11 protein-coding genes are annotated in these 15,311 nt (G+C 43.3%); 2 read left to right on the top strand and 9 right to left on the bottom strand.

Annotation, left to right across the window (positions count from 1 at the left end; translation table 11 throughout):
- Positions 1–20: 20 nt before the first annotated feature.
- From AN944_RS15435 to AN944_RS15415, 5 genes are read right to left on the bottom strand one after another with little or no spacing between them, the layout of a single operon-like run.
- Positions 21–2,102 (bottom strand): heavy metal translocating P-type ATPase, encoded by a 2,082-nt coding sequence (locus AN944_RS15435; protein WP_055025540.1) that lies wholly within the window; start codon positions 2,100–2,102, stop codon positions 21–23.
- Entirely contained in the window at positions 2,102–2,416 is a 315-nt protein-coding gene (locus tag AN944_RS15430; protein WP_055025539.1) for a YtxH domain-containing protein, read from the bottom strand. The genes AN944_RS15435 and AN944_RS15430 overlap by 1 nt, the downstream gene beginning before the upstream one ends.
- Positions 2,409–2,714, bottom strand: coding sequence for a magnetosome protein MamC (locus AN944_RS15425; RefSeq protein WP_055025538.1), 306 nt, complete (start codon positions 2,712–2,714; stop codon positions 2,409–2,411). Before AN944_RS15425 ends, AN944_RS15430 begins: the two co-directional genes overlap by 8 nt.
- Complete coding sequence (locus AN944_RS21790) at positions 2,711–3,592, bottom strand: hypothetical protein (protein WP_200913379.1); 882 nt, start codon at positions 3,590–3,592, stop codon at positions 2,711–2,713. Before AN944_RS21790 ends, AN944_RS15425 begins: the two co-directional genes overlap by 4 nt.
- Positions 3,589–3,891 carry an HMA2 domain-containing protein gene (locus AN944_RS15415; RefSeq protein ID WP_144430204.1) on the bottom strand — a complete coding sequence of 101 codons (303 nt, stop codon included), beginning with the start codon at positions 3,889–3,891 and terminating at the stop codon, positions 3,589–3,591. The genes AN944_RS21790 and AN944_RS15415 overlap by 4 nt, the downstream gene beginning before the upstream one ends.
- Before the next feature lie 387 nt (positions 3,892–4,278).
- Between AN944_RS15415 and AN944_RS15410 the strand changes: the two genes are divergently transcribed.
- Positions 4,279–4,638 (top strand): HMA2 domain-containing protein, encoded by a 360-nt coding sequence (locus AN944_RS15410; protein ID WP_055025536.1) that lies wholly within the window; start codon positions 4,279–4,281, stop codon positions 4,636–4,638.
- 7 nt (positions 4,639–4,645) lie between these two features.
- Here the strand turns inward: AN944_RS15410 and AN944_RS15405 are convergent, their stop codons facing one another.
- On the bottom strand, positions 4,646–5,068 hold the full coding sequence (locus tag AN944_RS15405) for a hypothetical protein (protein WP_055025535.1): 423 nt from the start codon (positions 5,066–5,068) through the stop codon (positions 4,646–4,648).
- Between the two features lie 197 nt (positions 5,069–5,265).
- Here AN944_RS15405 and AN944_RS15400 point away from each other — a divergent pair, with 197 nt between their 5' ends.
- Positions 5,266–6,213, top strand: a complete 948-nt coding sequence (locus AN944_RS15400) for a LysR family transcriptional regulator (RefSeq protein ID WP_055025534.1) — start codon at positions 5,266–5,268, stop codon at positions 6,211–6,213.
- 75 nt (positions 6,214–6,288) lie between these two features.
- Here AN944_RS15400 and AN944_RS15395 read toward each other — a convergent pair whose 3' ends face one another.
- From AN944_RS15395 to AN944_RS15385, 3 genes are all read right to left on the bottom strand, one after another.
- Positions 6,289–8,748 carry a S9 family peptidase gene (locus tag AN944_RS15395; RefSeq protein ID WP_055025533.1) on the bottom strand — a complete coding sequence of 820 codons (2,460 nt, stop codon included), beginning with the start codon at positions 8,746–8,748 and terminating at the stop codon, positions 6,289–6,291.
- Positions 8,749–8,902: 154 nt separating this feature from the next.
- Positions 8,903–11,017 (bottom strand): winged helix-turn-helix domain-containing protein, encoded by a 2,115-nt coding sequence (locus AN944_RS15390; RefSeq protein ID WP_055025532.1) that lies wholly within the window; start codon positions 11,015–11,017, stop codon positions 8,903–8,905.
- A 342-nt stretch (positions 11,018–11,359) separates the two neighbouring features.
- On the bottom strand, positions 11,360–15,007 hold the full coding sequence (locus AN944_RS15385; protein WP_055025531.1) for a S8 family serine peptidase: 3,648 nt from the start codon (positions 15,005–15,007) through the stop codon (positions 11,360–11,362).
- Positions 15,008–15,311: the final 304 nt, after the last annotated feature.

Below are 15,311 nucleotides of genomic sequence, written 5' to 3'. Positions count from 1 at the left end.
AGATCGCGTATTGGCGAGAACTAGCCGATCCGCGGGCCATTCTTGATGGCGACCGAACGGGCCAGAATTCCTAACGTTGTCCCGTTATGCAATAACGCACTCATGGTTGGATTAAGCCAGCCAAGTGCAGCAGCGAGCATAATGCCACTGTTGACGTATTCAGCGACTTTTATGTTGCTGTTGATCATCTTCATTGCGATTTGAGACAGCTGATAGGTTTCAGCAACACCGTATAACCTATCTTGCAGTAACACGACATCGGCAGCTTGTCTGGCAAGCTCAGTGCCTTTGCACATGGCTACACCAACGTTAGCTTTGGTTAATGCAGGTGCATCATTTACGCCATCACCCACAAACATCACTTTATGGCCTTGCTGCTGCAATGACTCAATGATGGTTGATTTGGTTTCTGGTGTCGCCTCTGCAAACACTCTATCGAGTTTGAGATCTTCTCCAAGCATGTTGGCTTTGTAGACACTATCGCCAGAGATCATCATCAATTGGCTAATGCCCAACTGTTTTAGATCTTCTAGGGTTTGATAGACATCTTCACGTAGGTGATCTCTAAGGCCAATCATGCCCATTAGTTCGCCTTGATGAGAGATAAAAATCAGATGACGCCCTTTGGCTTCATATTGACGAATTTGCTCTTCATAGGCACTAAAGTCGACAGATTCGTGTGACTCTAGGAAGTGACGACTGCCCATAACAAGGCAATGGTCATTGACGGTGCTTTTGAGCCCATGAGCAATGACGTATTCCACTTCACCATGATCAATGTGTGGCAGTTGATGATGCTTAGCAGCATTCACTACCGCTTGTGAAAGCGGATGGTTGCTGTGCTCTTCAACTGAGGCTGCGATGGCCAATAAATCTCGAGCGCAGTGTTCACCTTGGCAATTGAATGGCACCACGTCGGTGACCTCCATATCGCCATGGGTTAAGGTGCCGGTTTTATCGAATACACACACATCGACTTCGGCTAGCTTTTCAATGGCGCTACCGCCTTTGAGTAAGATGCCTTGCTGAGCGGCGCGGTACATAATGGACTTGAACGTCACTGGAGTACTGAGTTTTAGCGCACAGGAGTAATCGACCAAAAAGACAGATGCGACACGATTAATATCTTGAGTCAGTGCAAATACTGCTGCACCGATCCCTAAGGTAATTTTAACGCGGCGATTCGCCATGTCTTGGGTGACTTGCTGGATCTCGCTTTTTTCGCTCAGAGAGTCGTAAATCAGTTGGGCAATTTTAGCGGTAGTCGCTTCACTACCGACCTTATCAACTCTGACCTTAATCGTGCCTTCATGCACGCTAGAACCTGAATACACAACGGCATCGAGTTCTCGTCGAATAGGAACACTTTCACCCGTCAACGCTGACTGATTAATTAGCGCAGCGCCATCAATGACAACGCCATCAATCGGAACAGGGTCACCTGGCACTAATTCGATAATGTCGTTCACCGCAAGCTCAGTTGAGCTTACCTGCAAGCGAGTGCCATCAGGCATGATCTGCCAAACAATAGACTCTTGTGGGATCATCAAATCAGCGAGCAACTTGTCACTTTTACGACAGGTTTCTTGCTCCATGAATTCGCCAAGACTAATGAGCGTTTGGGTCATCATCGCAGTGCGATAATCTCCGCGATAGGCTGATAAACCTACGGCGATAGCGTCAAGCACTTCAACCGATACACGTTTTTGTTTCAGCTCTGAAATACCTTCAGCAAGGGTCGGTGCTATCAGAGTAGCAGTGGTCAAAGCACCCCATTTATTAGGCAGCAAAGCCGCTGATAAAGTACCAATGACATTCATGGCGATATCGCCACGGGTAAATTGATGCTCAGACTCTTCAAGCTCAGCTTCGCTAAGATCAATCTGGGTTAGCCTAGCCTCGATAGTGTGAGGCTCAAGCAAGTTGTCATCGTAATCAATCACAATCGAGTGAGCAGCTTCATTGACCCGCACAGCACTGACGCCTTGGATCACCATGAGGCTTTTTTTGATCCACTCGCCAGTATCTTCAAGCTCGGTTGCGCGATTGAGCTTGAAGCGTATACGACCCGGAATATGGTGCTTAATTCGCAACGGGATCATTATTCACCTTTATGCAGATTACGGTAATAATCTAACTCAGCTTGTGTGTCTTCGAGGCGCTCTTTGAGCTCTTCTACTTCACCACGTACTGTAGACCAGGCTTTTTCGCCGGTTGATGCCACGCTTTGTTGCACCTTTTTATTGCTGATCAAATACGCCACGGCAGCGCCTGCGGCTAATCCCATCATAAAGTGGGTTTTGGTGTTTTGTGCTTTGTATGGTGCAGCGTTTTCAGTCGGAGCAGACTGTGCCTGTTGAGCCTGACCTGCTGGGCCATAACCGTAACCATAGCCATAAGGAGGATAATTATTCATGGTGATTTTTTCCTGAAAATTGATCGACGAGGTAAAGTCCCGCTGCGCCTGCAGCCAAAATCGTCATTAATGACAAGACTGGACGGCCAGCCATTTTACCAGCAGCATAAGTGGTGAGCCCACTGATTGCCGCCGCTTGAATAGCTGATTTAGTCGCCTTAGACACCATCATTTCTGCTTCTATCTCACCTTGTTTGTAAGATTTCCACTGGGTGGCGACCGAGGCGCCACCGCCTACCATGGCACCGACAAGCAAAGCACGGCTGGCAGGGCTTAGTTGGCTGTATGTATTACTCATGCTGGTTTCATTTCATCTGATGATTGCGTTGCTAGCACTGGTGTTTCTTCAGTTGGAGCAGGTTCTGTTTCAGCAGTCGCTTCTTCAGCTGGTGCTTGATAATGACGCTCTACAGATGCTTGAAAACCTTCTTTACCCGCACTGTAGGTGTCTTTAAAGATTTCACTGCTGTTAGTCACGTTTTCTTTAACGCTACTCGCTGTTTGGCTTGCGGTTTCTTTTACTTTACCGCTACCCGTTTTGAGCATGTCACCTGCGCCAGAGACTACGTCCATTAACTTGCCACGGACTTTATCATTGCTAAGTAATAATGCGGCTGCAGCGCCAATCATTGCGCCTTTCCAAAATTCTTTATCGTTCATACCTAAGCTTCCTAATATGTCTTTAAACATGCCTGCGTCTTCACCTAATGCTTGTTCGAGCATGGCTTGCGCCTGTTCCATAAATGGATCGTTTTGCTCTGCATTTGCGTCAGGTTCTGACTGAGGTGGCATGTTAGGGTGAGGATAATATGCGGGGTGCATCATGTGCGGTTGTGACCACATTGGATGATGTTGCGCATAGGGTGAGTGATAGTGTGGATGCCCGTGTGGGCCATTAAAACCTGGGTGCATATGCGGATGGTTATGCTGCATGCCTTGATGCATGCCCGGATGCATATGAGCATGAGGGTGTTGCATGTGAGGGTAGGCTGCATTAGGCGGCATACCGTAACCATAACCTGGAGGCATATGTGATTGGTAAGGATTCATTTCTGGTGGTACTTGAGCCTGCTGTGGCTGAGCTTGCGGATTTTGCTCTTGTTGAGGGACGCTTTGATTGTCGCCTTGTTGAGCATACTGTGGGGCATAACCCTCGGATGTGTATTTATGGCTCATGTTCTAATTCCTTCGGCATTTAAGTACTGAGCAAGGGCGAAATAAGCGTGTTCTGCCTGCTCATCTGTTCCTGCGAAAAGATCATCAACCAGCTCAGGTTTGACGAGATTGGCGTTGTATTCAATGACGATGCTACCAGTCGATTTATTGATCTTATAACTGACAAAAGCGGGTACTTGAGCAATCACATCGTCAACATTTTGCAAATTAAACTGCATCAGGTGTGACATGATCCCAAGCTTGTATTTGAGACGAATTCGGCCGGGAATATGATGAGCTATCATGACCCAGCGTCTCATTTTGATAACTTTGTTTAGATATTTGTCCATTCGAGCATTATACGAACCGAAAATCTTGAGTTATTTGTTTAAGATCACGTTTGAGTGAATTTTTATGGCAGGGATCGTTAATCATCCGTTTAAATTTGAAGTTGAGCGAAAAAGTGCTGTAGGGAGTAGCGTTAAGTTGATGATATTGAATGCTTTAATATATATATGCAGAAACAGACTTGGTTTTGTAAGTTTTGTAAAGATTGTGCAGGAAAGGGATATGTTATTGAAGTAAGCAGAACAGGGATAAAGAAATAATGTTTGAAGGTCAAAAATGTGATCGAGTGCTTTACGTACAATTGCTGTCAGTGATAATATTAGTGTAATGATAATGATTATCAATTATAGGGGTGTGCGATGAGTGTTTATGTTCATAAAACAAAGCAAAGATTAAGAGTGAGATCTGAATATATTCGCCACAATAAAGATCAAGTTATTGAGCTTATTGAGCAGCTAAATGAAATTGATGCTATCAAACATATTAAACACCAATGCCATGCAGGTTCAGTCGCAATTACCTTTGATGATAATGAGCTTGATTGTGAAAGCTTGTTAGACATTCTAGAAAGTCATGATTGGCTAGTTGAAAGCGGTAAGTCATCATTCGTTGAGAGTGCTGTTATTGCGGGTACTAAAACGCTAGTAAAAGGAATGGCAGGTATTGCATTATCTCGCCTCGTTGGGCCCTCAATCAGCCGCGTCATTCTAAGCGTTTAATGGGTTATTAATTCAGATTAAATTTTTTCATCGCACATTTACAATTCCCCCCAGCGAGTGCTGGACAGCGTTTACAAGGTGGCGTTTTTAGCGGCAGTTGCGCAATCGAACGTGGCTGAATTTGGACGGCGTTTGTCGCTGTAGGTTTTGCTGTAGAGATAGGCATTTTTACGCGGCTAACAGGCGCAATATGAGATGGCTGACCACTGTCATTAAACCATGATAAAACTGGATTGAGTGGCTGAATAAGTTCCGATACAACATTACCAACAACTTGTCCTGACAACTGATTAAGCTCTTGCTTTAGTTGCGGATTAAGCAAGGTGACTTTACTGGTGTTTGCCGTTAACGCATTCAATTGCTTTAATGACTTATTGGTCAATTTTTTTGACTTCTTCTTTAGCTTTTTTAGCGCGCTTTTTGAACTCACTGTAATGCCTACTACGTCATGGACTTGATGATAAAATAGCAAAATTTACAACGTAAATAAATATTATTCTCATTTAGTTGTGGTTTTTTTATACTTGCTAAGGTAATTCATCCCAGAACAATTTATAAATTGACTCCCTAAGTTGGACTAATTAGGTCATTATTAGTCACATATCGAATTAAATTAACGGTAATTTCATGTCTTTAACCAAACAATTGGCGCTATTTGTTGATGTCGTTCAGCAAGGCTCGTTTACCAAGGCTGCAACTTTGCATGACATGGACAATTCGTTGCTGTCTAAACAGATTAAAAAATTAGAAACGGAACTTGGTGTGCAGTTATTGAATCGTTCAACACGTTCGTTTTCATTAACCTCAGCTGGGGAAGAGATTTTAGCTCAAGCGTTACAGCTGACTGATACCTTATCCCAAGTTCAAAATATTGCAGATTCATACCAGTCAAAGCCTAAGGGGATTATTCGCATTACGTCTGGGGTGTATTTTGGTCAATTATATTTGCAGCCAGTGATCACCCGTTTTATGAAGCAATACCCTGAGGTAAAAGTCACCCTAAACTTAGATGATAAGCGCACTGACATTATTACAGACCATTTTGATGTGGCATTTCGAGTTGGCAAACTCACCGAGTCGAATTTAATTGCAAGGAAAATTGCTAAAACTCACTTTGCCATTGTGGCGTCAGAATGCTTTATTCAAGAACATGGTATGCCTATGACACCTGAAGAGCTGATTCAACTGCCGGCAGTGGTCTACGGCAATGGTAATGTGAATTTAGATCAGATGTGCTTAACTGAAACTCCCCATGGCGATTTGTATAAAATGTATAAAATGCGTGGTAATTATAAAGTCAGTGATGTGCGAACGTTAATCGATGCAGTTAAGTCTGGACTTGGTTACAGCTTGATTGATTTGTTTAATTTAGAAGAGCCTATCGCGCAATCTAAGTTAGTACCATTACTGACTAACTATGGTTTATCAACGATGGATACAGGCATATATGCGGTATACCCACATCGAAAACAGACTTTATTAGTCAGTGAGTTCATTAAGGCGGTGCAAGAATATATCGGTACACCGCCATTTTGGCTCGAACATATCCCCAACTACAAACAGCTATATCAGTAATCCTTGTGTCTGAATAATAAAAAGCCCTGAATCATCAGGGCTTTTTATTGGTTAGGTTTGTCCTGCCATAAAAGCTTACTCAGACTCAGCTGCTTTAGTTTCAGGATAAAGCGTGTTCCACCATTGTGGCTCGTCTTTCAAATGTAAGTCGAACCATGCCAAGGTTGCATCCCACCAATCAAAGCGAGCTTGGCGACCATTTATATGATGGTCTTGGCCGTTAAACTCAATGAGTTCAACTGGTTTATCTAGCATCTTTAATGCGGTGTACATGTAGTGGCTTTCACCTACAGGTACATTGGTATCAGCATTACCGTGAAGCAATAACATTGGGGTGTTAATCTTGTCGGCGTTATAAAGCGGGCTGTGTTCAACATACAAATCACGGTTATTCCATGGGAAACTGCCTTTACTCGCAATTCCTGAGTAGCCGTAACCCCACCAACCATGGCCCCAGTAAGCTGATAAGTTACTGATCCCAGCATGTGCCATTGAAGCGGCAAAAATATCGGTTTTAGTGGCTAAATACATGGTCATAAAGCCGCCGTAAGAGGCGCCCATGTTACCAACACGTTTAGGGTCGACAAAGTTATGTGCCTTCAAGAAGGCTTGTGTACCTTCGATAATGTCATCAGCGCTGTAGTCGCCCCAAGCGTTAACGTGACGACCACTGAATGCTTGGCCATAACCTGTTGCACCATTGGGTTGTAGTACATACACGACATAACCTTTCGCAGCCCATAGGTTAAATGGCCAACGACCAGTAAAGTTACGGGTTACTGGCGATGTACCGCCATAGTAATAAACAAGTGCTGGGTATTGTTTATTGGCGTCAAAATCAACAGGCAGATAGACACGGCCATCAATGTTGTGGCCATGTTTGTTGGTAAAATCGAAGTCTTGAATATCACCTAAGCGTGTATCAGCATAACTGGCTGCTTGGCTATCAAATAGCAGTGACTTTTTACCCGATTTCATCAAGTAAGCTTTTTGTGGCACGGTGGCAGAGGTGCCAGCATAAGCAATAACAGGTTTTGATAAGTCGCTGGCTACGCTGAAGCGATTAACCATATCCATGCCTGCATTAATTTTATTAAAGCGCTTTTTGCTAATATCGAACAAATATAATTGGCCACGGTCGCCTTCGCCAACGCGCAATACTAAGTCGTCATTACTCAGTTTTGCTGCGCCACCAATAGCAGGATCAAAGTCTTTGCTGAGAGCGGTGACTTTACCTTCATTACTACGCCAGTAAAGCTGACCATCATAGTTATTGACAACCACGCTAGTGTCTTGAACCCCTAGACCGTTCATAAAATCAGGCCCGGCCATGATGTACATTCCATCATCAGTATAAGTGGCTGAATTGAAAGTACGGTATTCACCAATGAGCTTTTCAGATAGGTCTTTTACATTGAGCTCAACCAGTTGAGTTAAGCTATGAGCAGGTTCTTTATAATCAACAGGTGAACGAGTCAGCAGTAGTGTTTCTTTATCGGCATGACTGTCGAGCAAGTAGCTGCTGAGTTTGTCACTGGTTAACTGGCGAATGAAGCCTGATTTAACATCTAATTGATAAATTTGGCTGTTGTTACGCCAGTAACTCCATCTATCTTGCAGGGCTTGGAAGCGTTTATTGGTTGCTTTCTCGTCTGCTTTATAGGGCTTTTCCCAGCTAAATAGTAAGTTATCGCCGTACCATTGAAGGCCCGAGACGTTTTCCATGTCATTAGCGAGGATATCAAGGTTAATGCCATCTACAGTGAGCAGTTGTATTTGATTGTCGGCAACAAAAGCCAATTGTTTACTGTTATTTGCCCAAGCTGCGCTTGCTGGAGCACTGTGCTGCCAACGATAAAGCACATCTTTACTTGAGGTACTGATTAACTCGGTGACACTGACAGGTTTATTGTCATTATTGGCCGGATAATGGCTTTTGCTTTGGAGTAAATATTTGCCATTTGGCGATAGGTTCAGACTCGTGACGACTTCAGAGTCAAACAACTGCTCAGGAGACACGCGATGGGTTTTAGTTGCTGTAAAACTCGGATTATCAACATCTGATTTACCTTGCCAGTCAATACTGAACTCCGATTCATCATCACTGCCATCGGCTAAAATCATGAATTGGTAATCGCCACTTTGCAGTGCAATTTCAGCTTTAGCAGATGCTTCAAATAGCACACCGTTAAGGTATATCTGCGGCTCATTAAGGCCTGAAACCGTTAATGTACCTTGGGTAAATCGCTCTGCACTAAGCTGGACTTTATAGCCAACCCAACCGGCTGCTGTTTTAGTATCAACAGCTTGCCATTGGTAGCTTTTACCAAAAATATCGATATCACTATTAGCAGACAAGCTTGATGCAAGGTTGGCTCTTAGAGCATCACTGTGACTGCCAGCCGATAAAGATTGTGAAGTGGGAATGGCGACAGGGCCAAATTGTTGAATATGACTATGGTCGATTTCTGCGCTGTGGCTGAATCCTGAAAACGCCAAAGCGATACTGGCACAAACCAGTGAAAGTGCTTTCATGGGGCATCCTTGTTGTTATTAATTCTTTGCTTGAATTTAAACCCAAAATTAGCGCTACAGTGTGTCAAAAATTGTGCGCTTATGCACCATGTTTTAATTCGTTAAACTTAGTTGGCTTGTAAAAGAATATGTCACAATTTTTTAGAACTCATGGCTAGTCTGATAGTGGAATACGATAAATATCAGCATCATTGATACCCTGCATACTGACAATTAAGTGACCGTCAGTGCTACTGGCAAGGCTGCGCTCATTGCGAATACTCATTGCTGGTAAGGTAAACGCTGTAGTGATTTGGCCATTGGCATCACGTTTTTGAATGAGGTCATTCTCATCGCTTCGCTCAAGGTAATACAAGGTATTTTGTTGATAGAAAAAACTGCCCCAATCTTTGGCTCTCAGTGAGTCATTTACTTTGGTGTGAGTGCTTTGGGCTTCATCATTAGCGGCTTGAATAACTGACCCATCGCTGATGGCCCAATAATAAATTCCAGGCTCATTATCTAACGTGTAGTAAATACCATTTTTATCGTCTTCGATGGCAAATTTTATATTTTTATCAAGGAGTAGGCTGACTTTTTTTGTGGCAAGGTCGAAGTGATAAAATCCCCAATGTTCGTTAACAAATGCCGAGTAATAAATAGCGCTACCATCATTAGAAAAAGATGCGTAGCGCACATTGCCTTTCACTTGTTCAATCTTTGCTAAGGTTTGGTTTTGAGTATCACCTAAGTACAGTTCATTGTAGTCAATCCCATGGGTGCGAATAGGCGCAGCATACAGAGAACTTGTTGGAGAAGGGGAAGGGATTGAAATCATACCGATATCATTGGTTAGCATCATATTTTCATTTTGACGCTTAAGCCATAATTCCCAGTTCCCAGAGCGATTAGATAGAAAGATTAATTCGTTGGTTGCGGTAAAGTATTGTCCATATAAATCGCGAGATGAAGAGATAAGCTGTTTGATGATTTGCCCATCTTTTAACGAGCGATGTGTGATGTGTTCTTGTGAAATATGCCTTGCATAATACAGGCTCTGGTTAGCTTCATTGATTGTAATACTGCTGATGGTTTCATCTTGGTGAAAAGCGCTTAATGTTTGGGTGTCGAAGTCGTATCGTTGTATGACAAAGTCCGCTTCCCTTAGCGCGGTAAAATACAATTGATTTTGTGTATGTTCCCAGTCCATTCCAATGATAAGGGTTTCATCTGAAATGAGGTTGGTTGTGGTGTTGCTATCGAGTGAATACAGCATGATCTTTGCTTGCATGTTATCTTGGCTTCGCATGACTGCAAGCTGAGTTGAGTCTGCTGACCAGCTCATCATTAGGTCATGCTCACCAGCTAATGGTGTGGTTAACTGAGTCACTTCCTGAGTATCGAATTGATAGCTAAAAATAGCTGATGCATCTGTGGTCGCTTTGACATACGCAAGCGCTTTACCGTTTGGCGACCATTCAAGACTGTGTAAATACCCCTTACTAACGCAGGCATTATCCAGCTGCTTATCTTGGTTTGTGATGAGATCACGAACATGCACAAAACACTGATTATCGACTGTGGTTCTTAGGTAGGCCAATGATTGTCCGTCAGGCGACCAGCTTGGCGTTGCTTCGGTATCGTGACTCATTGAAATTTGTCTTAGTGGGGCATCTTCGTCTTGTAAATTCTTAATGTATAACTGACCTTTTGTCCCACTTTTACGCCATTGAAACGCCATAAACCGTCCATCAGGTGAAATGGATGGTCGCTCTTCTACACCTTCAAAATGTGTGATTCGCTCTGGTTTAACCTGAGCATTAATCGGAGGCTGGGTTAACTTGGTTGCTGTTTGGCTGACAAAAAATGCAATACATGCAATTAACGCCAAAGAAAACCCTATAAATATGGGCTTTTTATTATCAGATTTTTGCTGTTGATGAGTGACCACCTTAGTAATGGGGACCGGATCAATTAATAGCTGGTAACCCACTTTTGTGACGGTTTTGAAGTAATCTTCAGGCTGTTGTCCAAGCTCAGAAAATGATTTTCGTAACTGCCAAATGGCATTCCCTGTTCCACGCTTTCCTACTTCAATATTACCTTGCCATACTTTTTCAATTGCTTGTTCTTTAGTGACTGTTTGTTGAGGATGAAGCAGCAATAATTTCAAAAATTCGAATACTTTTGCAGGTAAGGCAACCGTATTGTTTTCTGAGGTGATGGTCATGTCGTAACAGTTGATAATGCATTGACCAATCTGGTAGCGCTGATAAGGAAGGGAAATCATATTAACAGCATAAACTCCTGAGCGTGTTTCTATTCGTTATTATGTTCAGAGTAATATTTGGTTATGGTGCCTAAAAATATTATTTAACGGTGCTGGTATATTTTATTAATGCGTTTTAGGCATGACCAAATAGCTTTGAGTAACATAACTGATTTATTATTTTTTGAAATACGCCATGCATTTTGGGATCTTGGATAATGTTTACTGATAGGAGTGTTTTTATAACAATTACAGCGCCTTAAGTTATATTGCTCAAATGTTAAATTAATGTTTCAATTTGTATCTCGGGAAATAAAAAAGCGCCCTAAGGCGCTTTTTATTCATTTTAGATGATATCTAAGGTTAGTGTTGTCTGCGGCGTAACCCAAGTAAAGCGAGCAAGCTTAAGCTTAACCAGCCTAGGCTACCACCATCGTCACTTTTAGGTTCTGGCGCCGCTTCAGCCACAGGTGCATTAATGGTCATGGTAAAGCTAGTTTCGGTTTTATTGACCATGTCATCAGCTGTTACAACCACCTCATAAGTCCCAGCAGCTGCAGTACCAGTAATCATACCTGTTTTACTGTCGATACTGATGCCTTCAGGTAGACCCGTCGCGCTAAATGTCAGTGCATCACCTTCAGCGTCGCTGAAATACATTGAGGCATCAATTTCAGCCGCTTGTTGAGCATCCATGGTGACAGCTGGCATTTCAGCGATAATTGCTGGTGCAATATCATTAACGTTATTAATGTTAATCGTCACTGTCGATACCGCAGTGTATGCGTTACCTTGATAGCCAATGACTTCTAAATCATAGCTCATGTGGCCTGCATCATAATCGATAGCATCAGGGTTGTTGACGGTGATTTCTCCGTTGTTTGCAACCGAGAAAGGATCGCCAGGAATTGCTTTGGCTAATGCCAGTGTGTATGGAGACCATTCTGCTTCATATTGACCATTAGCAAAGAAGGTTTCTGCATCCAGTTCAACATGGGCAACCACTTCTCCCATTTCAGCATCTTCATTAATGCTGTGACTTTGGCCGTCTTTGGGATGTGGAATAAAGGCATAATCACCTTGGCCCATAGGCGTCGCCATTGCCCAGTTATTTTCCAGGCTCATGATTAACATCCCGTCATTTTGGCAGCCCCCGCCACCAAATCCGAAAGAGAAGTTACACTCACTTGCCATCGCAAGCTCAGCTGTTTCGCCAGCGGCTAGAGTGACCATCGGGCTGTAATCTTTGGCTTCACCTTCTTCCACTAAGCGAGAGATTAATGGTAGTCCACCATCTTTACTTTGTGTTTCGACCATTTCGCCGGTAAACCAGTCGAAATACTCAGTTGTGGTTGTCTTACCATATTTGACCGGATTAAACAGAATAATGGGTTCACCAAGGTTTGCTAAAGCGTCGCGGTCGGTGCCAAAAAGCCAGCCTTGGTTTTGGTCAAAGTCCTCTAAGCTCGCCATGTTTTCGCCATGATATAAGTCATCGAGACAGTATTGTGCGACAAAGTTTTGGCCATGACCTGTGACATACGTGGGTAAGCTAGATTTTGTGTAGCGGCCATAATGATCGGTCCAGTCGTACTCTTTGTTAAAATCAATGTAGTAGGAATGTGGCTGACCATTTTCATCAACTTCAATAAAACCACTCATGACCATTTGAGTCGCTTCATCCCATGCATAAGGATCGCCATTAACTGCTTTATCGAGTTCGTTGTCGATAACAAACTGCTCTTGGTAAGTACTCCAATAGACAAGTGCTGCACCCGCTTTATCAAAATGGTTCGCCATCCCGACATCATTCGGTTCAAAGAAGCGGCCAGCAACAACCATTTTTTTACCTGACGAACACATCGCTTCATCATAAATACCACCAGCAACCGTGTTGAGCATGTTACCTTTGGTATGCTCTTTGCCGACATTGATGTTGGGTTGGTGTTTCATGGCAGGAAACACGGCAAACGTTGTTTCTGTTTCACTGTCATTGGTAAATTGCTGTGCATATGCACCAGCTGTTTCGCTAAATTTTTGAGTAAACTCAGTACCGTATATTTCTTCATACGTATCAAAGTGACGGGTGATAGAAGTTTTCGCACGTGGTTTGGCAAGCCAATTCACACTCAGTGTTGGTCGTTCTTCAGCCATTAATTGCAGCTGGCCTGAAAGCTCGATTTTTTGCCAATTTTCAATAGTTAAATCACTGCCCATTTTCATCGGCCAATTAGCCAGCTTGGTGTAATCAACAACCATAGTGACTGGGAAAACGACCGTTTGTCCTGCAGGGACACTGATATTGGCTGGGTGCTCCCAAGTCAGCGCCATGTCGCCATCTTTGCCCATGCTTGTTAGGGCAACATCGTATGTGACGGTTTCTTCTGAAAGGTTTTTAAGCTGCACTTGTTTGGTATAACGCTGCGTGCCAGTGCCTTCTGAAAAGCCAAAACTGAGGTTAGGCTGATATGAGCCTTTTTCCCACACAACCGCTGAAGAAGCTAATGCGTCTTCAAGGTTTTCAGCGCCGCTACCAATAAGCGTTAATTCACCTTGCTTGTTGTTTAGATCCATGACTTTGTTGTTGGCTGTATTCATGAGCAATGCTTTGATTTCAGTCATCGACAATGAAGGGCGTTTTGATTTTAATACCGCAGCGGCGGCAGCCATGCGGGCAGCTGCCATGACAGTGTCAGATTGGGTGTCCATTTCATCGCCACCACCGACAACGGCGACTTCGATATCTTCAGCGTAGCTGACCATATCAGGTTTACTGAATGTTGATGCACCACGAACTGGGCCATATGGGGTCTTTTCTGTGACCATCATATTGCCTTCTTCGTCAGCAACCATGCCACCAACTGTTAATGCACTCGGCGCGGCGCCGCGCCATGTCATATTAAAACTATTGTCGTACCATTCTCCGCCATTACCAGCGTTAACTACCACTAAGCTACCTAATGCCGAAGCCATTTCAATTGCATAAGCTTCAATCACTGCACCTGATACGCCATCATCATGCTCAGCATAAAATGCATTACCACCTAATGCATCGACGACAATGATGTCTGCTCGATCGTCAAAACTGCCATCTTGATTTGGGTCAAGAGCGTATTCTAGAGCCAACATAAATGTGCTTGAAGTTTCTGATGACAAGCTATAGCCGTAGCCATATGGATCAGACACATTTGAGGTTTTATACGCTGCAATTTTGGCTGCAGGCGCTAAAGCGTGAACAACGCTGGCAAGTCGAGTACCGTGACCTGTATTGTGTGTCGCGCCGTCGTAATCACGGGTAAAATACACATTTTGGTCGATTGGGTTTGGATCTAATCCCCAGCCTGCATCACTGGCTAAGTCCATCCCTTCAACAACCACATCTGTTGGAAAACCATCAAATGCATTAACGGCATTCTCCATTGCTGTTGCATAGGATTCATCGCTGCCATCGCCGCCAAGTCCTGTATGGGTATAATCAACACCACTACCAATGATGGCAACTTTAACGCCTTCACCCGCTGTCATGTCGTCAGAAAATGCTGGCGCAGAAGCTGGAGTGATAGAGTTAGTCGAAGGACTTGTTGCTGTACGAAGTGCATTTGTTGGCACGCTAATAGGTGCTGCAGCCACAACCACGGCTTGTACACCATCAAGTTGTTTAATTTTTTCAATATAGCTGCTGTCGGCTTGTACTCGAATAAAGTTACCTACGAGTTTAGAACCAGGAAGCGTCTTGATATTGCCATCAAGTGCCATGATGTTATTAATCACTTGCTGCTGGCTTGCTTCTATTTGTTGTAGGCGCTGGGCAAATTTACTTTTGTTGTTGATAGTTGCTTTAGTTAACGACCCTTTATCAGATAAGTAAACATATAAGGTCGCATTTTCGGTTTGTTGAGCTGAGGCTGAGTAAGGTGACAACACATCAGACTGACTGGCAACGACGCTAGCTGCTGGCATCATTGAGGCGATTGCAATGCACGTCGCTAGTTTTGACTTGGTAAATGACATAGGGTTTCCCTTCAAATTATTGTTTTATTTTTTTGCTTAACTTCATTTCTTTTTATTTCAAATAGAGTTGCCGCACTCTTAGGCTCATTGAGTCAGAAGTCCTCTGCTCAATACTCGTACATAGGTTTTCATTGAAACCACCACAAAGCTCAAGCAAATGGGCGTTGATTTTGTTTCTTTTATCTTTCAATAATTTTTCATTTACTTAATAAACAATAAGATAGCATCTGTTTTTTATTGTTGAATTTGGTGAGTGCACCATAAAAATGTCATGAAGCCCTGTTATGGAGTTAAAAGAGAATAT

It is taken from the genome of Shewanella sp. P1-14-1 (assembly GCF_001401775.1).
GTDB lineage: Bacteria > Pseudomonadota > Gammaproteobacteria > Enterobacterales > Shewanellaceae > Shewanella > Shewanella japonica.
The sequence above is the reverse complement of the archived record's forward strand: the minus strand, read 5'-3'. Positions and strand labels throughout refer to the sequence as shown.